The organism is Ruegeria sp. YTSC003 (assembly GCF_059609785.1).
The window spans coordinates 184342-210654 of the sequence record NZ_JBXWMK010000004.1 but is presented as its reverse complement, the minus strand read 5'-3'; the positions used below and the strand labels follow the sequence as shown (position 1 = coordinate 210654).

Below are 26313 nucleotides of genomic sequence, written 5' to 3'. Positions count from 1 at the left end.
ATGGCAAAAGACTCACAAACCCGTTTCGTCTCGCCCAAAGCATGGGAACGCATCGAGCAGTGGTCCCGCCGCAAGCCGGTCTTTGCCCTTATGGGAGAGTTCAGCGCCGGCAAATCGACGCTGATGAACTTTCTGCTTCGGTCGCACGCGCTGCCAACCCAGGTGACGGCCACACAGTTACCGCCGGTCTGGTTCAGCTGGGGTAAGCAATCAGCCTATGTGCAGCGCCATGATGGTATGCGCGAGAATATTGAACTGGATGCGTTGGAATCGATCGGCGTAAACGACGCCCAATTCATTCGTATTTTTCTTGAATCCGATATCCTCGAAGCGGTTGATCTGATCGACACGCCGGGTATCTCGGACCCCAAGATTTCAACCGATGTTTGGCGTCGCGCCGTAGGTCAGGCCAATGGCGTGCTGTGGTGCACACATGCAACCCAAGCCTGGCGCGAGACCGAGCGGGCGACTTGGGTCGCCCTGCCCGAACGGTTGCAGCACAACTCGCTGCTGTTGGTAACACGTGCGGATACACTGGGTCCGAAAGACCGCCAAAAGGTGTTGCGCCGCGTCAACCGCGAGGCAGGGCATCTGTTCAACCGGTCGATTTTGTTCTCAGCTCGCGATGCGATCACCGCCCGCGACAAGAGCGGCGATGCCGAACTGTGGGGACGCAGCGGTGGCGGCAAGATGGTAGACAGCTTTCTTGAGATCACCGAGCAGATCATGGACAATCGCGCAGACATGCTGGCGCGGTACCAGATCGACAATAGCCTTGCTGATGGGCCACGTGTCCAACCGATCCCCCCACGCAAAACCACTGAAAGCGCAGAACAGCCCACTCCACTAAAGCTGGTCAATCCCGTTCAGGACGAAAATGCGCAGGACGAAGTGGTAACAAGCTTTCCTGTACGCCCTGCCCGCGTTGAAGCACGCTCAAACGATACGGAACGTGCCCCCCGGATTGATGCGGATGAGGCTGAACGGTTGCGCGCTGAGATGACCGCGATATCGGAAGAAACCAAACCTGAGACCGAAACCGATCAGGACGAGCTGCGTTCTTTCTTCCGGGAAACGCCCAGTCAGCCTCTGAATTTGGCCGATGTTGCCGAGATCCCTTCGGAAGAAAACGCGTTTCTTGAACTGGATGACGAAGATTTCGACGAAGAAGAGACCTTGGAACTGGAAGTCGAGAGTGAAGGCGAGGCAAATCAGCCTGACACCGGCTCCGATGGTCAGGATCACCTATTGGCGTCGATTGAGGATAAGCTGGCTGACGCAGCTGAAGATGCTGTATCCGAAAACACCGAAGCAGACGCGCAACGTGCTGACACATCTGTGTCGTCAATCGTTGCATTGCTCGCCGAGCAATCGGATGGTACGGCCGATGAGTTCGAACTGGAACCCGAAACCAGCGGCCTGATCGAAACACAGGTCGTGCCTATATCAAACGGAACGTCCGAGGCCGAGCCTGAGTCTGAAACCCTTGAGAAATTGCTGAATGCGGACGCCGGATCAACACTCAGCGCATCGGCGATGTGGCGCGAGATCACCGCTGGTGAGGATCTTCCTGAAGACTCCGAAGGCCTGAAAAAAGTTTTTGTGGCCTTCCTGGAAGAGTTCGACAAGATCGCCGCTGAACACGGCGCCCGCGACGCAAAAAAAGACGTTTCAACGCTTCCGAAAGCCGGGAACAAGGGCGGGGCTGAATGGCATGTTTTATAACGTGAAATCAAGGTAGAAGGACGGGAAGCCCGATGTCTATCGAAGCCGCACTGAAATCTGCGATGGAAACGATACCCGACTGCGTCGCAGCCGGGTATATCGACATGGAAACAGGGATGTTATTGGGGACCAGTGTCCGCGATCAAGAGGACGCCGAAGTGCTGGACAGTCTCGCGCTTGCAGTGGCGAACCTGTTTCAGGGCGGCGGCGTGGGTGCTTTTGAAGCATTGCTGCGGAAATCGGGTAATGCTGATACCGAAAATCCGGGATTTGGGGAAATCGCGGTGTTTTCAAAGGATCGGTTGAACATTTTTTTGCGGACGCAGGCCTATCCGGATCATGTGGTCTGCTACATCTGTCGCAACAGCGCGAATGTAGGGTTGGCACTGACAAAATCGCATCTCAGTCTGGGGCCCGTCGCGGCCGCAGTTTAGACGGGACCAGAGGGGGTCACGGCATGATGGATACAAACATACTCGATTTGCTCGAGGACATTGGGCGATCATCGGTTGCCCGACTGGAGCCAGCCGTCGCGCTTGCTGGTGACACTGCGCTTGAGCGCCGCGAAAAGGTATTGCAGTCCATCCGTGGCACTGTTTTGCCGCGCCGGTTGGAGTTTACGGCTGCCAATGGCGATTGTCTCGCGATTGAGGTCAACAGCTCTCGGGTTACAGATGTCTTTCGTGTCCGGTCCGGCGTTGCGCCTGATTTTGAAACCGAAGAGCGCGATACGCTGGCTGGGCAATTGGCGCAACTGGTAACCGATATTGCCGCGGCGCCTGCACCGCTCAGCCTGATATCCCTACGGCCGGACGCCACGCTGGAAGCGGACGATGTCGGAATCACTTTTAGCGAAATCGCTAGTGCTTGCACGATGATCGAAATGCCCGCTGAACCCGTCATAGCAGTCGTTCCGGACACAGCCGAGCCAGCAAATTACGTGGAAGCAACAGACGATGCCAGCGATTTGGCCAATCAGTTCTATCTCGGCAGCCAGCGTTTGGCTGTTGGTCGCATCCGGGTCAAAGCTGAAGGCGGGGAAATGGTTCAGTCTGACGGCGATTGTAGTGAAGATCAGCCATTACATGCAGATGAAACTTTGCTGGCGCAGTTCGCGCATGACCTGTCGGGCTGGGATGATGACGCAGCCGCGGCGCTGGATCATCCGCAATTGATCGTCATGCGTCCGTCCGGCGGTAAAGGTTCTGGTTTGGCCGTCCTGAACGACGGCGAAGAATTTTCCATGGTCGTTCACGAGGCGCGCAAGCTAGGCGCCATTGTGAATCTGTGGACATCTCTGACGGAGCGTTCCGAATGAGCGCGCCCGTAATATTCAATTTTTCGACTAATTCAATCTGTGATTGCAAGTACCCAGGGTAACAGTATGAGTGAAAATAACCGTCGTGAGTTAATAAGAATCGCCGAAGATATGAACGGGGTCAGCAATGACGAGACCCGCCAGTTCATTTCGCGTATTGTCGGCGACCTTTCAAATCTAAAACCGTCAATTGCATTTGTCGGGCAAATCAAGGCTGGCAAGTCCCGCCTTATCAACGGGTTTACGGGGCAGGCCGAATACCTGCCCTCGGATGTTAATCCGTGGACGACCGTGATCACCGACATGCATTTCGGTCACCCCTCGGGTCGGACCCAAGGGGCCGAATTTCATTTCTTCGATAACCGTCAATGGCAGGCGCTGATCGCCGAGGGCGAAGAGCTGCGCAACATGTTCCCCGACGACGAGGACAGCTATAAGCGCGAGATGATCGAAGAGCAGGTCGACGCGATGAAAACCCGCGCACAACTGCGATTAGGCGACAGCTATGAGCAGTTGCTGGGTCAGCATCACGATCTGGAGCATCTGAACTCGGACGATCTGGCCCGTTATGTTTGTGCGGGTGACGATCCGACCGACAGCGAAGAATACGACCCCGGTTCAGATCGGGGACTGTACAGTGACATCACGCGCAAGGCCGAGGTCTACTTTGACATTGGCCATTTTCCGTTCCCGCTGACGGTCACGGATACGCCCGGCGTCAACGACCCGCTGCTGATCCGCGAAGAAATCTCGCGCCAATACCTCAAGGAATCCGATTTCTTTGTTGTTGTATTGTCCGCACATCAGGCGCTGTCCCGTGCGGATCTTAAGTTGTTCCGCCTGATGCAGGCGCTGGAACTGGGGCAGATCGTCGTCTTCATCAATCGCGTGGACGAACTGGGCGGCGGCGCTGAAGACGCTGGAAAAGTCCGGACGGACGTGTTGGATGGCCTGGAAAAAGCCCTGGGCAACTCGGACATTGATGTTCTGATGGGCAGCGCCCAATGGGCCCATTATGCCTTGACTGGTGACGATACCGGCGTGAACCACGATCACGTTCTGGCTTGGCTGCGCGCCCACCCCGAGCAGATGAAGCAATATCTGGACGGTGTAGAAGAGATCAAACAGGGCCCTGGCCCAATCAGCCGTGAGGGCGTTTTGCGCTTTGCCGCAATGATCGCCTCTGGTCTACCCGATCTGCGCCGCCACGTTACGCACGCCTTGACCCAAGGGCCCCGTGACGAACAGCTCAAGATGGCCTGGCAGCACCTTAACAGTTTTGCGCAAGGTGAGCTGGAACGGTCTAAGGCCCATCTGCGCGTAATTGACGACGAAAACTCCGCCGACATTACCGACGGCGACGAAAACGACAAAACATTGGCCGAGCTGCGCGCGCTGGTTTCGCAAAAAACCACACAGATCATTGACGATATGGATGATGTGTTGGCCAATCTTCGCGGCGTCATGGATGACACTGTATCCGAAGCCGTCTCCGCCGTTGTCCGCGGACCGAATGGCGATTCCCCTTTGTTGGCCAAGGGCGGTGACACTGAATTGAACTTTTCGCCGCTGCGGGACCGCATGCGCGAGCTGGTTCAGGGTGCGACACAGGTGGTGCGGCAGCGAATGCTCAGCGAGCTTTATGCGGTCGACATGAACAGCAATGCCGCACTTCGCGCCCTGCCCGGCTGGCAAGACCCGACCGACAGTCGGATGAATACCAGTGCGGTTCGGTGGTTCCGTCCGGATACCACCGCACTGACGCGTGGCATTACCGTGGAACTGCGCGTCAGTTGGCTGTCCCGTCTGATTTCGCGTAAAAGTGTGGTCGCTCGGGCCGAACGGATGATCGTTCAGGAATTCGAAATGATCGGGGACGATCTGGTGGACACGGCGCGCGCCGATCTGCTTGAGCGTCTGAACACCGTTCTTGATCACTATCTGGCCTTGTTGGCCGGACATCTTGAACAACGCGCCGGAACCGGCCAAACCAATGTTCGTGCAGAAGCACAGGCAGCATTCGATCAGGCACAACGTGTTGCAGATGATCTGGATGCGGTATTTGGCGGCAATAGCGCCGACAAGAAATTAGCAGAGGCTGCGGAATGATTGAATTTCCCGGAACCGAACAGGAAGTACGCAAGCTTGAACGCTTCCTGACCGCCACCGAAAACCTGCCTTCAGAGGCGGGTCTGGACAAGATGCGCGAGCGCGCCTTGTTCCATGCCGAACGGCTTTCGAATGCGGTAAACATCGGTTTTGCCGGGGAATTCGGGGCCGGAAAATCCAGCCTCGCAAACATGCTAGCCGGGGCGGACATTCTGCCAACCGGCCCTCAACACTTGAAATTGCCATTGGTTATAGTGGCCTATGCGGATGCACCGGAAACCACCGTTGGCTGGTGGGACAAAGAGCCCAAAGTCTATTCCGGCATTGCACTGGAAAAAGCCGCGGCAGACGACCCGGACTTTATCTCGATTGGGCTGAATACCCCTGCCCTGCAAGAGATCTCATTGTTCGATCTGCCGGGAACCGGCGCATTGGATGACACCTACAAGTCCACTTTGGACCTATTGTCCTATGTCGATTGTGCCATCTGGTGCACGAACGGAACCAATGCCTGGCGTGAGACTGAGCGCCACCTGTGGGCACAAGTTCCGCAAGAGTTGCGCTCGAATAGCTTGCTGGCCGTAACCCACGCGGATCTCCCCCCGGTCCGCGACGCGCTGGACCGTGTTCTGAACCGATTGGAAAAAGGAAAAGGTAAATTCTTCCGGTCTGTCGTGCCTATCGGCACACCAGTCGCGGTCAAAGCCATGGCGCAAGAACCCGAGCCTGATTTTGATCTGTGGGAGACCTGTGGCGGTCAAAATTTGGCCGAACAGGTCCTGCAAGTCGCATCCGAGCGGCGTTTGAAGGATTTGGAAGCTGCCCGAAATGACATCGAGCAAGAGTTTCTTCCGTATCTCTCCACCCTGGACATCGCAGAAGCTGAACCAGCGCAGGTCGAAGCACCGTCGATTCATGCGACGTTGGAATCCGCCCTTCCCCCGCTTGAAAACCCGATCCTTGAAGACTGGCTGGCGGCAATTGCCAGCATCTATGACGACTTGCGCGAGACATCAGATATAGAACCGGCCGCATTCCTGAACAGTTGTCAGGAAATCGTCGAAGATTTTGCGGAGCGTCTGGAGCAAGGAGGCGAAATCGCCACTGAAGCCGACTGGATCCCCGGTGAGTTTGAAAAGGCCACCGATCTTCTTTTGCTGCTGCAATTCGAAAGCGGTGACGCGCCACTGAAGGACGCAATCAGCATCCTCGCCCAGCTAAGCGACAACCTCGCCTGGGCCGGCAGCCGCGTCGATTCCGTTCAGGCAAAAACCGGAACCTGACGCCTACCCGTTTTAATTGAGCCGCAATGCAGCGATTCGAAGCCCTCAGAATCGCGCGTTTATTGTTTCGGATTTAGTGACCAATCCGCAAAAAACAGGCACTCAGTCCGCAAGTTTTACCGGTAAAAAATCAACATTTAGATTCACGCGCACGCAATGGCACCATATGTGGATTTTCTTGGCGCTGGGTTCTTAGTGAAGCCATCAGGCGGCCCCAATAAAGTCAAATTTGAAACGTCTAACGTACTTGAGTGTCCTGCGGTTGTGTTTGGTTGTGAGTTCGCGGGCTGAAAGCCCAGTTAAGTAAGCCGCAAAACGATTAGAACGGGCGGAAAGAAATGAGCCACAACCAGGCCGTCGGCGCGACGCACGACGAACCGAAAATTGAAGGTCTTCAACCAGGCGCCAAGCTGTTGCGCGGGCAGTACGAGATCCTGCGCTTTATCAGCAATGGCGGATTTGGGATCACCTATCTTGCGCGGGACAGTCTGGAACGCGAAGTTGTGATCAAAGAGTGCTATCCCGGTGCCCTTTGCCGTCGTAACGGCGATATGGTTGAACCGGTCGAGCCGGACTACAAGGACGATCTGCGCGCAATCATCGACTTGTTTATCCTCGAAGCACGCAATCACGCCCGCTTGGTACACCCCAATATCGTCGACGTTCATCAGGTGTTCGAAGACAACGAGACCGCTTATATCGCGATGGATTTCATCCGTGGCTGCGATCTGCTGGACTACGTTGAAGACTCCAAAAACAAGGCTGGTCCGGACTTTATCGTTCAGGTCACTGAAAAAATGCTGTCAGCGGTGTCTTTCATACACCAAAGCGGCATGCTGCACCGCGATATTTCGCCCGACAACATCCTGATCGACGAAAACGGTGATCCGGTGCTGATCGACTTTGGCGCCGCGCGTGAACAGGCTGCGCACCAGTCCGCCGCGCTGATGACCCTGCGGGTTATCAAGGATGGCTATTCGCCGCATGAGTTTTATGTACGCGGCGCGGAACAAGGGCCAAGCAGTGACCTCTATGTTCTTGCGGCGACCCTGTATCACGCCATCAGCGGCGAACGTCCGATCGACGGTCAGACCCGCCTGAACGCATTCAACAACGGTCAGACGGACCCCTACACACCGCTGGCAGGGCGTATCGAAGGCTACCCCGATGGGTTCCTGGAAGCCATTGACAAGGCGATGGAAGTTCACGCAACGGATCGCCTGCAGACCGCATTAGATTGGCTACGCATGTTCCGCGGCCCCGGCGTGATGTTCGACAGCTTTGACTATCGGCCGGTGTCGGTGATCGTGGCGATGGACCAAAAAGACGAAGAAGAAGAGAAAGCCAGGATCAAGGCTGAAAGCGAAAACGCCGAAGCCGTTGTCACCGCATTGCTTGCCGGAAACACTGACATTGCACTGGGCAATGAGGACAAGAACGACGACGGGCTCGCTACGTTCACATCGAAGGATGAAGCTCCGGTCGCGGTGGATACAGTGGTCAAAAGCGGATCCAGTGGTGCAGGCAAAATTGTTGCGGGTGTGGCCGTGGTCGCCGCTTTGGCGGCAGGCGGGTTCTTCCTGATGTCCGGAGAGGAAACTCCGGTCGAGGACACCGCATCGACCCAAACACCCGTGGTGGCGGAACCGGCGGAAGAAACCGCCGCAGTCGAAACATCTGAGCAGGAACCGGTCGAGCAAGTGACCGCAGCCGAAGTGGAGCCGGCACCAGAACCAACTGAGCCCACGCAGGCCGAAGTCGCATCCACTCCAGAGCCTATCGAGCAAGCGCAAGAAGACCCGGTCGCCACGGAGCAGGAAGAAGCTGCGGCGACGGAAACGGCCGAAGCCGCGACCGTTGAGCCGACGCCGCTTGTTCCGGCGGAACCGGTGAACCTGGCAGAACAGCAGATCGCATTCTCTCACTGGGACGTAGACATCCCGTTTCAGACATCACGCCGCCGGGCTTCGACCGGCAACGTGATTGCGATAACCGGTGTTGACCAGGATATGGACGCGTCGATTGTGGGTGAGTGGGTCAAGCGCGGCGCCACGATCTTTACTCTGAATGGCACACCGGTGCAGGCGGATACGACTTTTGCCGCTCAGGTGTTGAACGATCTGAAGGTGGACCCGGACGGCTACATCCGCGTTTCTGCCCGGTATCGCACATTGGGTGAAACCCGCCCTCAGAACGGATTGTTGGCACTGCCCGCGATGCGCGTGCTCGGCCTGGAAAATGGCTACGTTTTCACAATTCAGAACAAAGACGGTGCGGGATGGAAAACAGTCCTGAGCTCGGTTCCGCCCGAGGCGACAGGCAGCTTGCAGGAAGGGGATGTCCTGGTCGCAGAGACAAATTCGGGAACTGGCATTGATGGCTCGGACAGCCTTGATGTTTTGTTGGCCAAACTTGTTTCCGAAAACCAGCCGCAGGCCCGTTTCAGCGTTTTGCGCAGTGGGGTCGAAACGAATGCTGACATGCCCTTAGCGCAGGAGTGATCTGACCGGTTCGTGTGTGATCTGCCAGTAAGTGTTTGCTGAGGGTTGTGTCAAATTCGGCACCCCTGACGGGAACCGGCCCGTCGCGGAAGTAGAAAGTGACTTGTTATCGCAACTATCCATGCCGTTGTGCAACCGCGCACAGAGGTAAGAAGCAGCCCCATGGGACCGTTGTCCTGTGCCAAGAAATAAAGGTGTCGACACCATGTTCAAATACAAAAGCCCTCTTAGCCGGCTTCTCGAAGGTGCCGGCAAACCGAAAGAGAACGAAGCCGAGGAAGCTGTAACGCCAGAGGCGGAAAAGACCGAACCAATCGCCGATTTCAATGCCCTGCGCGAAGCGCTGGCAGGTGGCAATATGACCTCGGACAGCTACGAAGAAACCGATGAGTTGGTACCCGAAGAGAAAATGCCAGATTTCTCTGAGGAAGGCGCGCTGGACACAACTGAGGCTGAGGATGAAATCGTCGTCGCTGAAGTTATCGCAGAAGTTCAGGACGTGGCGGACGAGGCACCCGCGCCCGAAGCAGAGACCGTGTTGACGCTGCACTCGGCAGTTGAGGAAGAGGTCGAAGCGGTCACTGAAGAGGTTGTCGAGCACGAAGTAGTTCAAGTCGTGGACCCCGAGCCGGAACAGATTATCGAGGTTGTCGCTGACGAACCCGCCGCAGAACCGGTTGCAGAAACACCGGTCGCCGAAGAACCGTTGGTTGAGGTTGCACCGGTTCCGCAACCCGCGGCTGCCGAAGATCGTCGTGGTCGCGTCAAGACAACCTTCCTGGGTTTCGAACGCGCCGATACACATGTGCAGGACCTCATTGAGACAGCAGAACCTGCAGCCAAAACCGACAATGCCGAACAGTCTTTCCCGGTTGGTTGGCTGGTCATCACTGGCGGTCCGGGTCGGGGTGCAAGCGTAACGCTGACCGAGGGCTTGATGCAGATTGGACGCAATGACGATCAGGCCATTCAACTGGACTTTGGAGACACTGGTATTTCCCGCAGCAACCATGCGGTGATTGCCTATGATCCCGAGGACCGCAAATGTTACTTGGGACACGGCGGCAAGGCCAACCTGGTGCGCCTGAACGGCAAGCCGGTCCTCAGCACCGTCCCACTGTCCAGCGGGGACCTGATCCGCATCAGTGAAACCTCAATCCGCTTTGCCGCCTTCTGTGACGATGGCTTTGACTGGCGGGATTCCTGATAGATGCTGGCGACACCGGCATATGATATTGCGCTGATCCTGGACAAGGGCCAGCGTGACACGCAGGAGGACGCGGTTGCCTCGCGCATGTTCGATGCGGCGAACGCAAGCTATGTCGTCGTCGCTGACGGCATGGGCGGGCATGCGGCGGGCGAAGTCGCCTCTGACCTTGTGATCCAGGCCTGGCGTGACGCGTTAGATGCTGAGCTTGAAGGTACAACAACACCCGAGTCCGCATTGATCGACGCGTTGCCCCTGGCGGCGATGCAGGCCAATGCCTCCATCGCCCGCTATTCCGAGGAACAAGAGGCTGGATTCAACATGGGCTCGACCATGTTGGGCACTTTGTTGCTGGGCCAACGGCTGTTCTGGATTTCGATCGGCGACAGTCCACTATACTTATTCCGGGACGGAGAGCTGTCGCAGATCAACGAAGATCACTCGATGGCACCCATGATTGATGCGCAAATGGCCGAAGGCACTTTGACCGAAGCCGAAGCGCTGGCGCATCCTGACCGCAACCAACTGACTTCGGTCATCATGGGTGCTGCAATTCCAAAGGTCGATTGCCCGGAAACCCCGTTGGACCTGACACCTTCGGATGTTTTGGTTCTGGGAAGCGACGGCCTGCAATATCTCAGCAACGCAGAAATTCAGGCCATTCTTCAATCCAATGCCAGCGGGCTTGCACAAGACATAGCCGGGGCGCTGCAGGCCGCGCTGAACGCTAAGGGCGACCCGGATCAGGACAACATCTCAATCGGTGTTGTCAAACTTACAAAAAACTAAACAAGGCAAAGCAACAGGACCCATGAGAAACCATCTGATCATATCAAGCCTGGCACTTGCTGCCGCAGCGGGCACTGCCTCGGCGCAACAGGCGTGCTCAACCTACGAAATCCAACGCGGCGACAGCCTGCGAGAGCTTACGATCGAAGTGTATTCGACCGAAGACTTTCGTATCATTTACGATGCAAACCGGGACGTGATCGGCAACAACCCGAACATCATCCGGGTGGGTGACGTTCTGACCATGCCTTGTCTGGAAGAGATCGGCCGTGCCCCGGCCGCTCCGCAGACCGAAGCCGAGGCAATGGCCGCGGAAATGGCAGCCGAGCTGGTCAAGGCCGCCGAGGATCGCGCGGCGAAAGCCATCGCCGAGGCGGAAGCCCGCGTTGCCGATGCCGAAGCAGAAGCCAAAAAGGCAAGCGAAGATGCAGTGATCGCCGCAAAAGCGGCAGCCAAGGACGAGATCGAAGCCGCCCGGGCAGAAGCCGCAGCGCTGATCCGTAATGCAGATGCCGGCGAACGCCCGGAAATCCGTGACCGTCAGTTGTTGCTTATCACTGGCGGTGACTATGCGCCGTTCACCGACGAGGCACTGCCCAATCGCGGGCTCTACACCTACCTTGTCGAAACAGCGATGCTGCGTGCCGCGCCCGAACAGTCCTATAAAATCCAGTTCGTCAACGATTGGTCATCGCATCTGGACCTTCTGATGCCGACACTCGCGTTCGATGCCACCTTCCCCTGGTCGCGTCCAAACTGCGAAGAGGCCGGGGCGCTTTCTGAAAAAGATCGTGCGCGGTGTGATACATACAACTTCTCTAACCCGTTCTACGAAGTTGTGGACACGTTCTTTGCCCGCGACGGCTCGGGCTATGAGCAAACGCTGACCTATGCCGACTTCGCCGGGACAACCATCTGTCGCCCGGAAGGCTGGTCCTTGTCGCACATGGATACGGTCGGATTGTACGAACCGGCAATCTCGCTTTTGCGTCCGGTTTCACCCGATGACTGCTTTCACGCGCTTATGAACGGGACAGCCGATATCGTCGCAATCGAAGCTCATCTAGCTGTCGAGGCAATCGGCCGACTGGGTTATGAACACCGTATCATCGAGAACCCCAATCTGGCGGCAATCAAGTCGCTTAACGTCATGACCCACAAAGATAATCCGGATGGGGAAGCGATCCTTGAGACGCTCAATCAGGGTCTGGCGATCATGCAGCAATCCGGAGAGTGGCGAGACATCGTGGCAGCCGCTCTGCGTCATCAAATGGAAAACGGTTAAGGCCCCTTTTGGCCTAACTATAAGAAAAGTCTAGAGGAAGTGGACATGTTTGAAATCAACCTTAAGAAAGTTGTAATGTCGGCCACCGCCGTCACCGCTCTGAGCGCCGGCGCCGCCGCTGCGCAGGAAGCTTGTACCAACTATACCGTTGCCGATGGCGACACGATGGCAACCATCGCGATCGCAGCTTACGGCACATCGAACTATCAGCCGATCTTCAACGCGAACCGAAACGTCATCACCAACCCGAACGCGCTTGCGCCGGGCCTGGTTCTGGCCCTGCCGTGTGAAGACGGTAGCCTGCCGAACGGTCAGACCGCCCAGGAAATCATCGCGGCGGAAGAACAGCGGGCTGCGAGCGTGCAACGCTCCAGCGTTTATCAGCCGCCGATCAAGCTGGTCACCGGCAACGGTTGGGCACCTTTCGCTGATGAATCACTGAATGGTGGTGGCGCGATCACTCGTCTGGGCACAACCGCGCTGCAGCGTGGCGGCAACGCACGCGACTACTCGGTCAGCTTCGTGGATGACTGGAATTCGCACTTGGAAACACTGCTGCCGCTGGGGGCGTTCGACGTCTCGATGGCCTGGAACATGCCGGACTGCACCAACCGCACATACGAATGGTCCTGGGAAACCGAAGTGCGTTGCACTCAGTTCGACTCGTCGGTTCCGGTTTATGATATTGTCGTTGGCTTCTACACGCTGCCGGAAAGCCAGTACGCAAGCGCCACTACTTTCGATGAGCTTCAGGGTTCCACAATCTGCCGTATGGACGGCTGGTTCATCCATGACATGGAGCAGGAAGGCCTGCACAACGGCGATACCATGACGCTGATGCAGCCGATCACGGCGCGCGAATGCCTTGACGCGGTTCTGACCGGCACCGCAGATGTCGCTACTTTCGAAGTTCAATTGTTCTCGGACACCATGGTAGAAATGGGTCTGAACCAGAACGACCTGATCGAGAACCCCTTCGTCACCTCGCTGTCGTCGCTGCGCTTCATCAGCCACCGCAGCAATCCATTCGGCAAGCAGTATTTGGCGATGCTGAACAAAGGTCTGAACGAGATGCGTGAATCCGGTGAATGGTACGCCGTTGTCTCGGACACGTTGCGTGAGCACAACGAAAAGCTGATGGCAGCTTCCAACTGATAATTCGGAAATCCGAACGCCTTGGGCCGGTCTTCTGACCGGCCCTTTTTCATTTTTCGTCGGAATTTATGAGAAGTTTGGACCTTAAAACTCGAATAGTACGGGAATCCCCTAATTTCCAAGAATTGTGGATTGGTTAACATGAAATCAACTACACCGGTGAGGCTTCGGCCTGACCACTCACTCAAAAAAGGGTCGACTTTGGGGGTCGACCCTTCTTTCTATTGATCTCATCAATCCAAAAATACCCACGCCGCAAAGCGTGGGTACTGTTTATCAGCCGATGATCGCGTTCAGTGTTGCGCTGGGGCGCATTACCGCTGCGGTCTTCGCAGGATCGGTGTGGTAGTATCCACCGAGATCCGCCGCAGCACCCTGAGCGGTCGCCAATTCAGACAGGATCTTGCCTTCGTTGTCCGCCAGCTCTTTTGCAATCGGCGCAAATTCTGCTGCCAATTCAGCATCATCGGACTGCGCGGCAAGGGCTTCGGCCCAATAACGCGCGAACCAGTAGTGGCTGTCGCGGTTGTCCGGCTGTCCAACTTTACGGCTGGGCGATTTATTGTTGTCCAGGATGCCTTGCGTGGCCGCTTCGGCCGCAGCACCTAAAACACCCGCTTTGGCGTTGCCTTTGTTGTCGGCCAGGAAGTTCAGCGATTCACCCAAAGCACAGAATTCACCCATCGAGTCCCAGCGCAGGTGGTTTTCCTCGACCAATTGCTGCACGTGTTTCGGAGCGGACCCACCCGCACCAGTTTCGAACAGACCACCGCCATTCATCAGCTTTACAATCGACAGCATCTTGGCCGACGTGCCCAGTTCCAGAATCGGGAACAGGTCAGTCAGGTAGTCGCGCAAAACGTTGCCCGTGATTGCGATGCTGTCCTTACCTGCCGTGATGGTTTCCAACGACTGGCGGGTCGCCTCGCGCGGAGCCATAATCAGGAACTTGTCGGCAACCCCAGCCGCCTCAAGCGCCGGTTTGACGTATTTGATCAATTCCGCATCGTGAGCGCGGTTTGCGTCCAGCCAGAAGATCGCTTCGGATCCGGTCAGGCGCTGACGGTCCATGGCCAACTGGATCCAGTTTTCGATCGGAGCTTTCTTCACAGTGCAGGCACGCCAAATGTCGCCCTTTTCAACGTCGTGTGAATGCAGCCTTTCGCCATTGGCCAGAACGATACGGATGGTGCCGTCGGCCGGCGCTTGGAACGTCGTCGGGTGCGAACCGTATTCTTCCGCTTTTTGCGCCATCAGGCCGACGTTGGCGACAGCACCGACAGTGGCTGGGTTCAGCGCGCCATTGGCTTTGAAAAAGTTAATGCTCTCATCATAAACCGATGCATAGCAGCGGTCAGGGATCACACAGTTGGTGTCGCCCTTGGCACCGGCCTCGTCCCAGCCTTTGCCGCCTGCACGGATTACGGCAGGCATCGAGGCATCGATGATCACGTCCGACGGCACGTGCAGGTTGGTAATGCTTTTGTCACTGTCGACCATATACATGGACGGGCGATCAGCCTTGATCGCGTCAATTGCCGCCATGATTTCGGCATTGTCCTGAACACGTTCCAGCAAATCGCCCAGACCCGAGTTTGGGTTCACTCCCAATGCGTCCAGCTCTGCGCCAAATTTCTCGAACACCGGAGCCAGCCACGCTTTGACAGCATAGCCAAAGATGATTGGGTCCGAGACCTTCATCATCGTGGCTTTCATGTGCAGCGAGAACATCGTTCCGTCTTTCTTTGTGTCCTCAATCGCATCTGTCAGGAAGGATGACAGCGCCTTGACGGACATGAATGTGGCGTCTGCAACGGTGCCCTCGGCCAGTGGCCAGGCGTCTTTCAGGACAGTGACGCTGCCGTCTTTGCCGACAAATTCGATCTTGGCATCACCGGCCTGAGCGGCGGTAATGGTGGCGGACTTCTCGTTGGCATAGAAATCATTGCCAGACATCGACGACACTTTGGTTTTGCTGTCCGACGCCCACTCCCCCATCGAATGCGGGTTCTTCTGAGCATAGTTCTTCACCGCACGCGCCGCGCGACGATCCGAGTTACCTTCGCGCAGAACCGGGTTCACGGCCGAGCCCTTGATAGCGTCGTAACGCGCACGGATCGCCTTTTCCTCATCGGTCGACGGCTCTTCGGGGTAGCTCGGGATGTCATAGCCTTGTGACTGGAGTTCCTCGACGGCCGCCACCAGTTGCGGGACCGATGCCGAGATGTTTGGCAGTTTGATCACGTTGGCGTCCGGCGTTCTCACCAGCTCGCCTAATGCGGCCAAATCGTCGGTGATGCGCTGTGCATCAGTCAGTTTATCCGGAAAGGTCGAGAGAATACGACCGACCAATGAAATATCCTTGGTGCCAACACTGACACCTGCGGCACTAGCAAACTTGCGAATGATGGGCAGAAACGAGGCGCTGGCCAGTTCGGGCGCTTCGTCTACAATGGTATACAATATGTCGAAGTTCGAGTTATCTGCCATATTCTTTTACCTTTTTTAAACCTTTCGGGGCGTGCGATCCAAGAGTGTTCCACTTTTGCGTGGCGTAGGGGGGGGCGCGTTTCTCCTACCGCCCCGACGGTGACTCTGATTTGACAGGGCCTCCCATAAATCAGGAAGGGCCTGGGATCAATCATCTAAAGCGCGCGCATATTGCCACGGGTAGTCAGATTTACGGATTGGACCATGGGTATAACTATTGATCAGTAAGTTTGCGGGTAGTTATTGATACAGCTTTTTTGCCGGTCCAAAACGCCTTGAACCCGCCTTCGTTTGCAATTTGGTTCACGTGATCTTCAATTGCGGTGTCCAAATGCTCAACAGAACCAGCGTCCGCCTCGCGTGGAACCGAGGTTCCCGCTCCCCGCATGACTCGGGTCGAGATCCAGAACCTTCTCAAAACCATGAATAGCGGCAGATGTGTTTCCTTGATCCCTGTCGAACTGGGCCTTGTGAAACAATGCCTCAGTGCTGCTTGGTGCAAGCGACAGAGCTTTTTCATACGCTGTTTCAGCAGATTGGACATCGCCCGTCGCGTGATAGGCAATAGCACGCCACAAAGTTGAATGTGGGTCGTCGAGAGCGAGAGCCAAAGCACTGCTATAGTCCGAAATTGCTTTTTCGTACTGTTTGCCGCTGTAGTACGCCCAACCACGAGATCTCAGCAGCGTGCTCCGGTTTTTTGGGGTAACATCCACGCCATTCATCAAAGTTATGCAGGCCGCAACCACATTTGCCATGCCGCCTTTGTTGCCAAGGCATGACTGGGCCAGCTGCGTGTAGTTTGGTCCAGATTTTGATGGTGAATTGAAGGACAGCAACAACGTGGCGATCACAATAGCCAGGGCGGCAAGACGAATGTGCATTACACCTCCAATCTGTTCAAATCACTCACCTTAAAGTGGCAATCCAGAACCTATACTCAAGGAAACGGGTCGCCAAATTTGCGTAATGAAACGGAAAAGACACAAGCGCAATCGCAGAAGTTGATCAAACGCCCCAAGTGTCACTCAACCGATACCCACCCGGCCAGGGGTCGTCTGGATCAAGCATGTGCTGATGGGTTCCGGTGATCCATCCGCGCCCGCTGATTTCTGGAATGATAGCGGGTTGGGCACCAACTTGCGTTTCCCGAACAATCCGCCCGGTAAAGCGCGAGCCGATGACCGAAACAGCTTCGAAGGTTTGCCCGACCGTCATCTGCCCTTTGGCCGCCATTAGCGCCATACGCGCAGATACCGCTGTGCCAGTGGGCGAGCGGTCCACCTTTCCGGGCTGAATGGCAACGGCAGATTTACCGCGCCAACCAGTCGGGGTCTTTTCAAGCGGGCCACAAAAAGCGCAAAAGGAAATGTGGGTCCAATCCGGGTTCTCAGGATGCGAGAACCCCAATTGGGCATTGGCGGCATTCGTAATTTTAACGCCGGTCCGGGCGATTTCACGCGCTTCGTCTTGGGTTATGTCAAACCCCAGCTTGGCGGCATCTACAACCACGAAACTGTCGCCTCCAAAAGCCGTATCAACAGTCAGCGTGCCCAAACCCGGAACCTCTAACGGGACAGAGAGCTTACCCGCAAAACTGGGGAGGTTCTGCACGTGGATCCGTTCTGCCTTACCGCCCCGGCATTCAGCGCGCACGCGAACCAGGCCTCCGGGCGCTTCAAGCGTCAGAATTGTCTCGGGTTCTTGCATTGCTATGATCCCGCTATCCAGCAATACCGTCGCAACACAGATTGAGTTTGAGCCGGACATGGGTGGAGTGTCCTCGGGCTCCATAATGATAAAGGCGGCATCGGCATCCGGATGTTTGGGCGGAACCAGAAGATTGACATGACGAAACACACCGCCTCGCGGTTCGTTCAGTACGAAATTTCGTAACGTTTGATTGTTGGCGATATGCGTCCGTTGCTCCCAGATCGTGTCACCGGGCGGCGGAGAGACCCCGCCAACGATGACGTCGCCGACCTCGCCTTCGGCATGGGCCGACACAACATGAATGGTCTTAATGCTGCGCATATCCCCTCCTTAAAGTCGGGTGGCGGCGTAAGGCGACAATGATATTGGTGGGTCTTGCCCATCGACCAGCGCCCCGACGAGTTCCGCAGTTCCCGCAGATTGGGTCAGGCCCAAATGCCCGTGCCCGAATGCGTAAACGACATCCGCCGATTTACGAGACGGGCCGATCACCGGAATGCTGTCCGGCAACGATGGACGATACCCCATCCATTGCGTGCCACTTTCGGTTTTTAGTCCAGGCAGGAACGCCGCCGCCTTTTCCAACAAAATATCGGCGCGCTTGTAGTTTGGTGGTAAGGTTAACCCGCCCAGTTCGACGGCCCCCCCTACACGCACGCCACCATTTATTTTGCTGGCAACAAAGCCGTGGCGCGAGAATGTTAGGTGCATACGCAAATCAAATGCGCCTTCCGGCAAAGTCGTATTGTATCCACGCTCGGTTTCCAGTGGAATGCGATCGCCCAATGTTTGCACTATGTGGTGAGACCAGGCACCTGCGGCAACCACCACCTTGCTCGCTTCAATTGTTCCGTCCGCGCATGATACGCGCACACCATTTTCCTGCGGTAACAGGGTTCGGATATTTTTCCGTTCGAACCGACCGCCTCGACCCTGAAAGACCTCAGCAAGGTGTTCGACCCATCGCTTCGGATCAACAGTGTTCAGCCAGTTCGGTGTAAACCCCGCATGGGTGAACCGAGGGCTGAGGCCCGGCTGCATCTCAGCAATCGCGGCCGGGCTTTCAAGCAGTTCAAATTCGATCCCGTGTTCGCGGCGCAAGTTCCATGTCGGCAAACTGGCGCGATATTCAGCCTCGCCTTCATACAACTGCATCTGCCCATCGCGTTGCAACAAGTATTCGGCGTCGACGTTTGGTATCAGCTGTTCAAGCGTAGTTTTGGATAACGCCATCAAACTGGCTTGTGCGCCAAGTAAGTTTTCATAGCGATCCGGTCGACTGGCCCGCCAAAACCGGTACATCCACGGTGCAATTTTCAAGGCGTAGGCCGGCGGGATAGACAGTGGGCCCAACGGATCCAACAACCACTTTGGAGCTTTTCGCATGATGCCGGGCGTGGCTAGTGGTTCGACCTCAGAAAAGGCAAAGGCACCGGCGTTGCCGGCTGATGTTTCGGCCGCGATGCCCTTACGGTCCAATACAAGGACGGAATGGCCGCGTCGTTGCAGTTCGAGCGCGGTCGTAATCCCAATTACTCCGGCACCGATGACAACGACTTGTGGGGTCATGTTTCGATTCCGGCTTTGAAAGGATCGTGTTCGTCGAACAACAACGTGGCCTCAGCCATGATAAAGGCCTGCCCGGTGATCGAGGGGATAACACCCCCGTTTGGCCCGGGCTGGTAAGACAATTGATAGGAACTGCCAATCACGCTTTGCTGGATGATCTCCTGACTCGGCGCCAAACGGCCGTCGGCCGCCAGACAGGCCAGCCGAGCCGAACTGCCCGTTCCACATGGTGAGCGGTCGTAATTGTCATCGGGGCACAGAACGAAATTGCGACTGTGTACCGCCGGGTCCGGTGAAGATTCCTGTAAGATGACATGGTCAATCGGTTCGCCATTTTCTCCACCAGCCCCTTGCGCGATCGAGGCTTCGCGGATGGCGATCGACATGTCCGTTAGGTTACGAATGTTCACGGGCTCGACCGGGATCGGGCTGGGGTCAACGATGAAGAACCAGTTGCCGCCATATGCAACGTCGCCTGTGACATGGCCATAGCCCGCGACATCCAGGGTAATGTCCTGATGAACCCTGCGGCTTTCAATGTTGGTCACGGTAACGGTGTTTGCATCGTGCAACTTGACCGTCACTACACCAGCGGGCGTTTCGATCCGGTGTTGGCCTACGTCGATTCGTCCCAGATGAGCCAATGTGACCGCCAAACCGATGGTTCCGTGCCCACACATGCCCAAAACGGCGTCGACATCGAAATAGATCACACCGGTCACGCATGTCGGATCAACCGGCTCGACCAGTAACGCAGCGACCATGGCTGGCTGACCGCGCGGCTCTAACATGACCGAGCGATAGAACGCCTCATGTTCGGTCGCCAGGCGACTTGCCCGCTCAGTCAAAGACCCGGATCCAAGTCCCGGCGCGCCATCCAGAATGACGCGCGTCGGTTCACCGCCAGTGTGACTGTCGATCACATGCATTCAGCGATCACCCCACCCTGCCTCGACCAATCGGCGAACCATGTTTGGAACAGATCATATTGCTGCTCGCAATAATTACGCTGTGCATCGGTCAGTTCATCCGTTTCGTTAAAGTGCAGGCGGTATTCCTGCTCCCCGTTCAGGACCAGCAAGTGCTTGTAGTAGAGCACCAAATCCGGGCCTTCGTCAAAGCTGGAAAGCACTTGAATCGCCTCTGTGAGTTCCTGCGCACGTTGGCGGGCCTCGGCATGGCCTTGCGCCGCCTTTTTGGACAGGGCGGCCAGCAGCAATGCTTCGCGCGGCAAGGCTGTGCCTATTCCCGTGATCGATCCGGTTGCACCGCAATTTACGATACCGTGGTAAACCTCGGTATCAACACCAACCATTAGGGTGACCTGATCATCCTGACTGGTGATGTTTTCAGCCGCATAGCGCAGGTCGTCTTTGCCACCGAACTCCTTGAATCCGATCAGGTTTGAATGTTCCGCGCGCAGAGCAAAGAACAGATCGGCCCGCGTAGCAAAGCCATAATACGGACTGTTGTAAATGATTGCGGGAACATCGGGGGCGGCTGTCAAGATCGCTTTGAAGTGGTTCTTCTGTGCGGTAGGTGAACTGCCGCGAGACAGAACGCGTGGAATGACCATCAGGCCAACGGCGCCTACCTTTTGCGCATGGGCTGCATGGGCTACGGCGGACTTGGTGTTGATGGCGCCGGTCCCGACCACAACGGGCAAACCCCCATCGACCAAACGCTCGACGCCTTCCATCCGCTGCGCATCTGTCAACAAGGGCCAATCCCCCATCGAACCGCAGTAGACCACCGCGGACATACCCGCCCCGATCATCTGCTTTCCTTTGTGCACCAAGGCATCAAAGTCAGGCGTCCGGTCGGGTTTGCATGGTGTCATCAGAGCGGGCATCGTGCCGGTGAACACATTGGTCGACATTGGTAAATTCCTCGATGGCTGGGCGGTTACACACGCTTTTGGAATCGCCATAACGGATATTGGATACAAAATCCAGAAAAATTGAAAACGCGCCGGATCGATGATCGGGCGCGCTCAAATTACAAAATGGATTTTTCAGCGAAGGCGGTGACCTGTTTCGGGATCAAATAGCATCGCGCGTTCCGGCCGCACTGACAGCCCGATGCGCTCACCTTGCTTACTGCGCTGATCTTCTCGTTCCTCGACAATCAACTTATCGCCATTGGGCGTCAGCAAATACGTATAGCTCACGCCGCCAAGCGCTTCGGTCAGATCAACCGTGCAAGTGTCGCCTGCCCGGTCCACTGTGATGTGCTCCGGACGTATACCAAGAGTCACTTTGTTCATCCCAGCCGGTACGTTTACAGGCACATCCAACGGTTCACTAAGGGCCGGGTGCGAGACCTTCCCATCGACAATATCGCAGTCAAGGAAGTTCATTGCAGGCGATCCGATGAACCCCGCTACAAACCGATTGTCCGGGTCCCGATACAAGTCCATTGGCGCGCCGACCTGCTCGATCCGGCCATCGCGCAGCACCACTATCTTGTCGGCCATTGTCATCGCTTCGACCTGATCGTGGGTCACGTAGATCATGGTCGCGCCAATTTCATTGTGCAGTCGCGCGATCTCGACCCGCATTTCTACGCGCAGCTCCGCATCAAGGTTGGACAGAGGTTCGTCGAACAAAAACACCTCGGGCCCCCGCACGATGGCACGCCCGATGGCGACACGCTGGCGTTGCCCGCCGGACAAGGCCTTGGGTTTGCGCTTAAGGTATTGATCCAACTTGAGGATATTCGAGGCGTCTTGCACTTTCTTGTTGATCTCGGACTTGGGTACACCATTCATGCGCAATCCAAAGCCCATGTTCTCGGCCACGGTCATGTGCGGATAAAGGGCATAGGTCTGGAACACCATGGCCACGCCGCGCTTGGCCGGGTCCATATGGGTCACGTCGCGAGCGCCGATATGGACTTGCCCTTCGGTCGTTTCCTCAAGGCCCGCTATCATCCGCAGCAAAGTGGATTTACCACAACCCGAAGGGCCGACGAAGACACAGAACTCTCCATCTTCGATCTCCAGATCAATGCCGTGAATAACCTGCGTCTCGCCATACCGCTTGATCGCCTGGTTCAGAGTCACACCTGTCATGTCGCTTGCATCCTGTCTGTTTCGGCGCTCGGGCGGGTCTCGGGGAACCGCCAGGCCTGTGCTTCGGCTCCGATTTGTTCGGCCACACGGCGAACACGGGGAACCCAGGTTTCCAATTGGTCGAAATTCATCCGTTCGGTCGATCCGGTCACGGAAATCGCCCCCAACATCCGCCCGCCCGAGGTGAGGATTGGACAGGCAATGCAGATGATGCCGGGCTCATGCTCTTCGTCATCGACGGCATAGCCACGACTGCGGATCAGGTCGAGATCGGCGCGCAACGCCGCCTCGGATGTCAGTGTTTTGTCGGTAAAGCCGTGGTAGCTTTGCTGAGACGCGGCGCGGTCCAGCGCGGCCTCATCCAGAAACGCCATCATGGCTTTACCCACGCCTGTGCAATAGGCCGGACCGACCTTGCCAGCCTGCGAATACATCTCAATCGGCTGGGCTGCGTTGCGTTTATCCACGTACAGCACCTGATTTGAATCAAGCTGTGCCAAATGCACCGTTTCCCCGGTTTCCCGGCTCAATGCATCCAGAAACGGTCGCGCAATCGGCGCGAGCGAGCTTTGTGTCCACGCTGCATGAGCCAGCCGAACCAATCGCAAACCAGGCGTATATGTCTGTCGGTCCGGATCATACGACAGCATTCCCTGATTGGTCAGCGTTTGCAGGAACCGATACAGGGTCGCCTTGGGGAAATTGCTGCTTTCCAACAGCTCTGCGAATCGAACCGGGCGCGCGAACGCAGCCACCTGATCCAGCACATCACATGCTTTTCCTATTGTTCCGTCACCAGCCACGGATGCCTGTTCTCCTCCAATTAACCCATCGCAATCGGCACGAGGGTCTTGACAAGACTAACCGAGTTGATGTGTAGTTTTCAATATATAAAACACAGTTTCATTATTTGGAACTGCAAAAGTATAAAATGGAAGCTAAGGGAGGAAACCATGCATTCCATGTACAAGCGCACTGCCGCCGCTTTGGCAGCCAGTGTCGCACTTGCCGCACCTGTCGCCGCCGAACTGACCGGCGAGCTGCGAATCTTTCTCGATACCTCCAACCCGGCGCCACGCGCGACGATGGAGGCAATGATCGACCGTTTTGCGGAACAGCATCCGGGACTGGAGATCGAAACCACGGTAATCGACCGGGAGGCGTACAAGACCCAGATCCGCAACTTCCTGACTGCGGATACGCCGGACGTGGCGACGTGGTATGCGGCAAACCGCATGAAGCCCTACGTCGAGGCAGGCCTGTTCGAAGATGTATCGGACTTGTGGGCCGAACCTGAGATCGCCGAAAATCTGGCCTCGACCAAAGGTGCGATGACCATCGACGGCAAGCAGTGGGGTGTACCCTACACCTATTACCAGTGGGGTGTTTACTATCGCAAAGACATCTTTGACGAGCTGGGCCTGACCGAGCCAACGACTTGGGAAGAAGAGCTGGCGAACTGCCAGAAGATCGTCGATTCCGGTCGCGCCTGCTATACGATCGGCACCAAGTTCCTGTGGACCGCTGGCGGTTGGTTCGACTACCTAAACATGCGCACCAACGGGTTCGACTTCCACAACCAGCTCGCCAATGGCGAAATCAGCTGGGAAGACGACCGGGTCAAGCAGACCTTCGCCAACTGGAAACAGCTGATCGACATGGGCGCGTTCGTCGACAACCATCAGACGTACAGCTGGCAAGAGGCCCTGCCCTTCATGGTGAACGGCGAAGCCGCCGCCTATTTGATGGGTAACTTTGCCGTTGCGCCTCTGCGCGAAGCGGGACTGACCGACGACCAATTGGACTTCTATCAGTTCGTTTCTATCAACCCGGATGTAGAATTGGCGGAAGATGCGCCAACTGATACCTTCCACATCCCGGCCAACGCATCGAATAAAGAAGCTGCACGTGAGTTCCTGCGCTTTGCCGTTTCCGCGGATGAGCAAACTCAGATCAACAACGGCGCAAACCTGGGACAGCTGCCTGTGAATGCCCAATCGTCTGTTGATGACGACAAGTTCCTGCAGCAAGGCTTTGAGATGCTGTCCGCCAACAGCCCCGGTGGCGTGGCCCAGTTCTGGGACCGTGATGCACCTGCGGAAATGGCAAAAGTGTCGATGGAAGGCTTCCAGGAATTCATGGTCAAGCCGGATAATGCCGACCGTATCCTGTCCAAACTGGAACGCGCACGTCAGCGTATCTACGAGAACTAAACCGGTCTGGCCGGGCTTCTGCCCGGCCTGCACCACTTCGTGCGTAAGGCGGGTGCATACCCGACTTACACCTTTGACCTAAATCCGAGTGAGCACATGTCAGCCGTCGATGTCCCCGAACAGGAAAGCTGGTTCCACAGAAATCAACAGCGCATAGCGCCGTGGCTATTTTTGGCCCCGGGTCTGCTGTTCTTCATGGTCTATGTGATCATTCCGGTGTTCCAATCCTTCAATCTGTCTTTGTACGAATGGGATGGGCTCGGCGCAGCGGAGTATGTAGGCGTTCGCAACTACGAAGACCTGTATTGGGAATTTGTTGATCGTGACGCGTTCTATATTTCACTGAAGAACAACCTGATCTGGTTGATCATGTACCTGTTGGCGATCCCTGCGGGTCTGTTCATTGCTCTGTTCCTTAATCAAACCGTCTGGGGTATTCGGCTCTATAAGTCACTGTTTTTCTTCCCCTTTGTCATCTCTCAGGTCGTCGTCGGACTCGTTTTTACGTGGTTCTATGATCCGACTTTCGGCCTGTTGAACGAATTCCTGGTCTTCTTCGGCTTCGGCCCGCTGAATGTTCTGGGGGATGAGCGTTTCGTCACCTACGGCATCATCTTTGCCGGTCTCTGGCCGCAAACGGCCTATTGCATGATCCTGTATCTCACAGGCCTGAACGCTGTGGATCCTGAACAGATCGAGGCCGGACGTCTGGACGGTGCAAAAGGCGGGCGGATGCTGTGGCATATCATCCTGCCTCAACTACGCCCCGCCACCTTCATTGCTTTCGTTGTCACCATCATCGGCGCGCTTCGGTCATTCGACTTGATCTCGATCATGACCCAGGGTGGCCCGTTCGGTTCGTCCCGTGTGCTTGCCTATTACATGTTCGAAGTCGCGCTGTCAGAATACGGCTTCCGCATGGGATATGGCGCCGCCATCGCGGTGATCCTGTTCCTGATCATGCTGTGCTTCATCGCCTATTTCCTGTGGTCGATGTATCGCGAAGAAAGGGGGCACTAAGATGTTTCCCAAACCCATCGAAAAACAACCCCGCGGGGCACAGATCACCTACCAGGCGATGCTGCCGCTGGCTCTGCTGCTGTGGCTCGGTCCCCTACTGGCGGTGGCGTTGTTCTCGGTCAAACCGGCCGCCGACTTTACCAACGCAAACTACTGGGGAATGCCGTCCAGTTTTGAGGGCGCCTATAACTATGGGCAGGTATTTTTCAACTCGGACATGCCGCGCTATCTGTTGAACTCGTTCCTAATCACCGTTCCAACTGTGATCGGGGCCGTAGCACTTAGCTGTATGACCGGGTTCGCACTGGGGATCTACAAATTCCGCTCAAACCTCTGGATCTTCTTCATGTTTGTTGCGGGCAACTTTGTACCGTTCCAGATCCTGATGGTCCCTGTACGCGACCTGACCCTGGAATTGGGTCTCTACAACACCAAAACAGGCCTCGTCTTGTTCCACATCGCATTCCAGACGGGTTTCTGTACCCTGTTTATGCGAAACTTTATCCGCGCCCTGCCCTTCGAGTTGATTGAGGCCGCGCGCGTCGAGGGCATCAGCGAATGGCGTATTTTCTGGTACGTTGTCTTGCCGTTAATGAAGCCAGCGATTGCTGCGCTCAGCGTGTTGATCTTTACCTTTATCTGGAACGATTATTTCTGGGCCGTGGTTTTGACTCAGGGCGCGGAAAGCCAGCCCGTGACGGCCGGGATCACCAGTTTCAACGCCCAGTTTCGGGCTGCCTATCAATTGATGAGTGCCGGTTCCATCGTCGCGGCGTTGCCGCCGGTGGCCATGTTTTTCCTCATGCAGAAACACTTCATCGCGGGTTTGACCCTCGGTGCCGTAAAATAACGTCAAACCAAAG

General features: G+C 56.3%; 21 protein-coding genes. 13 read left to right on the top strand and 8 right to left on the bottom strand.

Annotation, left to right across the window (positions count from 1 at the left end; genetic code table 11):
* From AC2FFH_RS10210 to AC2FFH_RS10165, 10 genes are all read left to right on the top strand, one after another.
* Positions 1-1725 carry a dynamin family protein gene (locus AC2FFH_RS10210; RefSeq protein ID WP_496844347.1) on the top strand — a complete coding sequence of 575 codons (1725 nt, stop codon included), beginning with the start codon at positions 1-3 and terminating at the stop codon, positions 1723-1725.
* Between the two features lie 32 nt (positions 1726-1757).
* Positions 1758-2159 (top strand): hypothetical protein, encoded by a 402-nt coding sequence (locus AC2FFH_RS10205; RefSeq protein WP_058276616.1) that lies wholly within the window; start codon positions 1758-1760, stop codon positions 2157-2159.
* A gap of 23 nt (positions 2160-2182) precedes the next feature.
* Complete coding sequence (locus tag AC2FFH_RS10200) at positions 2183-3043, top strand: hypothetical protein (RefSeq protein ID WP_496844345.1); 861 nt, start codon at positions 2183-2185, stop codon at positions 3041-3043.
* A gap of 66 nt (positions 3044-3109) precedes the next feature.
* Complete coding sequence (locus AC2FFH_RS10195) at positions 3110-5152, top strand: dynamin family protein (protein WP_496766423.1); 2043 nt, start codon at positions 3110-3112, stop codon at positions 5150-5152.
* Positions 5149-6435: a dynamin family protein gene (locus AC2FFH_RS10190; RefSeq protein WP_496766421.1), complete on the top strand. Its 1287-nt coding sequence runs from the start codon at positions 5149-5151 to the stop codon at positions 6433-6435. Before AC2FFH_RS10195 ends, AC2FFH_RS10190 begins: the two co-directional genes overlap by 4 nt.
* A 338-nt stretch (positions 6436-6773) precedes the next feature.
* A complete protein-coding gene (locus AC2FFH_RS10185) occupies positions 6774-8936 on the top strand; it encodes a serine/threonine protein kinase (RefSeq protein WP_496844344.1) in 2163 nt (720 codons plus the stop codon).
* 205 nt (positions 8937-9141) lie between these two features.
* The gene (locus AC2FFH_RS10180; protein WP_496766417.1) at positions 9142-10143 is read left to right on the top strand and encodes an FHA domain-containing protein; all 1002 of its coding nucleotides are present in this window, start codon (positions 9142-9144) and stop codon (positions 10141-10143) included.
* A gap of 3 nt (positions 10144-10146) precedes the next feature.
* Positions 10147-10932 carry a PP2C family protein-serine/threonine phosphatase gene (locus AC2FFH_RS10175; RefSeq protein WP_496766413.1) on the top strand — a complete coding sequence of 262 codons (786 nt, stop codon included), beginning with the start codon at positions 10147-10149 and terminating at the stop codon, positions 10930-10932.
* 22 nt (positions 10933-10954) lie between these two features.
* Positions 10955-12217 carry a type 2 periplasmic-binding domain-containing protein gene (locus AC2FFH_RS10170; protein ID WP_496724718.1) on the top strand — a complete coding sequence of 421 codons (1263 nt, stop codon included), beginning with the start codon at positions 10955-10957 and terminating at the stop codon, positions 12215-12217.
* Positions 12218-12262: 45 nt separating this feature from the next.
* The gene (locus AC2FFH_RS10165; protein ID WP_496766411.1) at positions 12263-13372 is read left to right on the top strand and encodes a peptidoglycan-binding protein LysM; all 1110 of its coding nucleotides are present in this window, start codon (positions 12263-12265) and stop codon (positions 13370-13372) included.
* Positions 13373-13648: 276 nt separating this feature from the next.
* Here the strand turns inward: AC2FFH_RS10165 and AC2FFH_RS10160 are convergent, their stop codons facing one another.
* The 8 genes from AC2FFH_RS10160 to AC2FFH_RS10125 all read right to left on the bottom strand — a co-directional run bounded on the left by AC2FFH_RS10160 (position 13649) and on the right by AC2FFH_RS10125 (position 23020).
* On the bottom strand, positions 13649-15862 hold the full coding sequence (locus AC2FFH_RS10160) for an NADP-dependent isocitrate dehydrogenase (protein ID WP_496844343.1): 2214 nt from the start codon (positions 15860-15862) through the stop codon (positions 13649-13651).
* 335 nt (positions 15863-16197) lie between these two features.
* On the bottom strand, positions 16198-16746 hold the full coding sequence (locus tag AC2FFH_RS10155) for a tetratricopeptide repeat protein (protein WP_496844342.1): 549 nt from the start codon (positions 16744-16746) through the stop codon (positions 16198-16200).
* Between the two features lie 124 nt (positions 16747-16870).
* Positions 16871-17896, bottom strand: coding sequence for a trans-3-hydroxy-L-proline dehydratase (locus AC2FFH_RS10150; RefSeq protein ID WP_496766406.1), 1026 nt, complete (start codon positions 17894-17896; stop codon positions 16871-16873).
* Positions 17897-17905: 9 nt separating this feature from the next.
* Positions 17906-19144: an NAD(P)/FAD-dependent oxidoreductase gene (locus AC2FFH_RS10145; RefSeq protein WP_496844341.1), complete on the bottom strand. Its 1239-nt coding sequence runs from the start codon at positions 19142-19144 to the stop codon at positions 17906-17908.
* On the bottom strand, positions 19141-20073 hold the full coding sequence (locus tag AC2FFH_RS10140) for a 4-hydroxyproline epimerase (RefSeq protein ID WP_496766402.1): 933 nt from the start codon (positions 20071-20073) through the stop codon (positions 19141-19143). The genes AC2FFH_RS10145 and AC2FFH_RS10140 overlap by 4 nt, the downstream gene beginning before the upstream one ends.
* Complete coding sequence (locus tag AC2FFH_RS10135; RefSeq protein ID WP_496724731.1) at positions 20064-21023, bottom strand: dihydrodipicolinate synthase family protein; 960 nt, start codon at positions 21021-21023, stop codon at positions 20064-20066. Before AC2FFH_RS10135 ends, AC2FFH_RS10140 begins: the two co-directional genes overlap by 10 nt.
* A gap of 135 nt (positions 21024-21158) precedes the next feature.
* Positions 21159-22217, bottom strand: a complete 1059-nt coding sequence (locus AC2FFH_RS10130) for an ABC transporter ATP-binding protein (protein ID WP_496766392.1) — start codon at positions 22215-22217, stop codon at positions 21159-21161.
* Positions 22214-23020 (bottom strand): IclR family transcriptional regulator, encoded by an 807-nt coding sequence (locus AC2FFH_RS10125; RefSeq protein WP_496766382.1) that lies wholly within the window; start codon positions 23018-23020, stop codon positions 22214-22216. The genes AC2FFH_RS10130 and AC2FFH_RS10125 overlap by 4 nt, the downstream gene beginning before the upstream one ends.
* A 150-nt stretch (positions 23021-23170) precedes the next feature.
* Between AC2FFH_RS10125 and AC2FFH_RS10120 the strand changes: the two genes are divergently transcribed.
* From AC2FFH_RS10120 to AC2FFH_RS10110, 3 genes are all read left to right on the top strand, one after another.
* Complete coding sequence (locus AC2FFH_RS10120; RefSeq protein ID WP_496766380.1) at positions 23171-24430, top strand: ABC transporter substrate-binding protein; 1260 nt, start codon at positions 23171-23173, stop codon at positions 24428-24430.
* 96 nt (positions 24431-24526) lie between these two features.
* Positions 24527-25450 carry a carbohydrate ABC transporter permease gene (locus AC2FFH_RS10115; protein WP_496844340.1) on the top strand — a complete coding sequence of 308 codons (924 nt, stop codon included), beginning with the start codon at positions 24527-24529 and terminating at the stop codon, positions 25448-25450.
* 1 nt (position 25451) lies between these two features.
* Positions 25452-26300: a carbohydrate ABC transporter permease gene (locus tag AC2FFH_RS10110; RefSeq protein WP_170418690.1), complete on the top strand. Its 849-nt coding sequence runs from the start codon at positions 25452-25454 to the stop codon at positions 26298-26300.
* Positions 26301-26313: the final 13 nt, after the last annotated feature.

Excerpts from the sequence above, each read along its gene's own strand:
- AC2FFH_RS10135 (WP_496724731.1), bottom strand. The coding sequence starts at position 21,023 with ATGTCGACCAATGTGTTCACCGGCACGATGCCCGCTCTGATGACACCA.
- AC2FFH_RS10165 (WP_496766411.1), top strand. The coding sequence starts at position 12,263 with ATGTTTGAAATCAACCTTAAGAAAGTTGTAATGTCGGCCACCGCCGTC.
- AC2FFH_RS10130 (WP_496766392.1), bottom strand. The coding sequence starts at position 22,217 with ATGACAGGTGTGACTCTGAACCAGGCGATCAAGCGGTATGGCGAGACG.
- AC2FFH_RS10110 (WP_170418690.1), top strand. The coding sequence starts at position 25,452 with ATGTTTCCCAAACCCATCGAAAAACAACCCCGCGGGGCACAGATCACC.
- AC2FFH_RS10185 (WP_496844344.1), top strand. The coding sequence starts at position 6,774 with ATGAGCCACAACCAGGCCGTCGGCGCGACGCACGACGAACCGAAAATT.
- AC2FFH_RS10140 (WP_496766402.1), bottom strand. The coding sequence starts at position 20,073 with ATGCATGTGATCGACAGTCACACTGGCGGTGAACCGACGCGCGTCATT.
- AC2FFH_RS10155 (WP_496844342.1), bottom strand. The coding sequence starts at position 16,746 with ATGCACATTCGTCTTGCCGCCCTGGCTATTGTGATCGCCACGTTGTTG.
- AC2FFH_RS10115 (WP_496844340.1), top strand. The coding sequence starts at position 24,527 with ATGTCAGCCGTCGATGTCCCCGAACAGGAAAGCTGGTTCCACAGAAAT.
- AC2FFH_RS10160 (WP_496844343.1), bottom strand. The coding sequence starts at position 15,862 with ATGGCAGATAACTCGAACTTCGACATATTGTATACCATTGTAGACGAA.
- AC2FFH_RS10150 (WP_496766406.1), bottom strand. The coding sequence starts at position 17,896 with ATGCGCAGCATTAAGACCATTCATGTTGTGTCGGCCCATGCCGAAGGC.
- AC2FFH_RS10145 (WP_496844341.1), bottom strand. The coding sequence starts at position 19,144 with ATGACCCCACAAGTCGTTGTCATCGGTGCCGGAGTAATTGGGATTACG.
- AC2FFH_RS10190 (WP_496766421.1), top strand. The coding sequence starts at position 5,149 with ATGATTGAATTTCCCGGAACCGAACAGGAAGTACGCAAGCTTGAACGC.
- AC2FFH_RS10120 (WP_496766380.1), top strand. The coding sequence starts at position 23,171 with ATGCATTCCATGTACAAGCGCACTGCCGCCGCTTTGGCAGCCAGTGTC.
- AC2FFH_RS10205 (WP_058276616.1), top strand. The coding sequence starts at position 1,758 with ATGTCTATCGAAGCCGCACTGAAATCTGCGATGGAAACGATACCCGAC.
- AC2FFH_RS10170 (WP_496724718.1), top strand. The coding sequence starts at position 10,955 with ATGAGAAACCATCTGATCATATCAAGCCTGGCACTTGCTGCCGCAGCG.
- AC2FFH_RS10175 (WP_496766413.1), top strand. The coding sequence starts at position 10,147 with ATGCTGGCGACACCGGCATATGATATTGCGCTGATCCTGGACAAGGGC.
- AC2FFH_RS10210 (WP_496844347.1), top strand. The coding sequence starts at position 1 with ATGGCAAAAGACTCACAAACCCGTTTCGTCTCGCCCAAAGCATGGGAA.
- AC2FFH_RS10180 (WP_496766417.1), top strand. The coding sequence starts at position 9,142 with ATGTTCAAATACAAAAGCCCTCTTAGCCGGCTTCTCGAAGGTGCCGGC.
- AC2FFH_RS10200 (WP_496844345.1), top strand. The coding sequence starts at position 2,183 with ATGATGGATACAAACATACTCGATTTGCTCGAGGACATTGGGCGATCA.
- AC2FFH_RS10195 (WP_496766423.1), top strand. The coding sequence starts at position 3,110 with ATGAGTGAAAATAACCGTCGTGAGTTAATAAGAATCGCCGAAGATATG.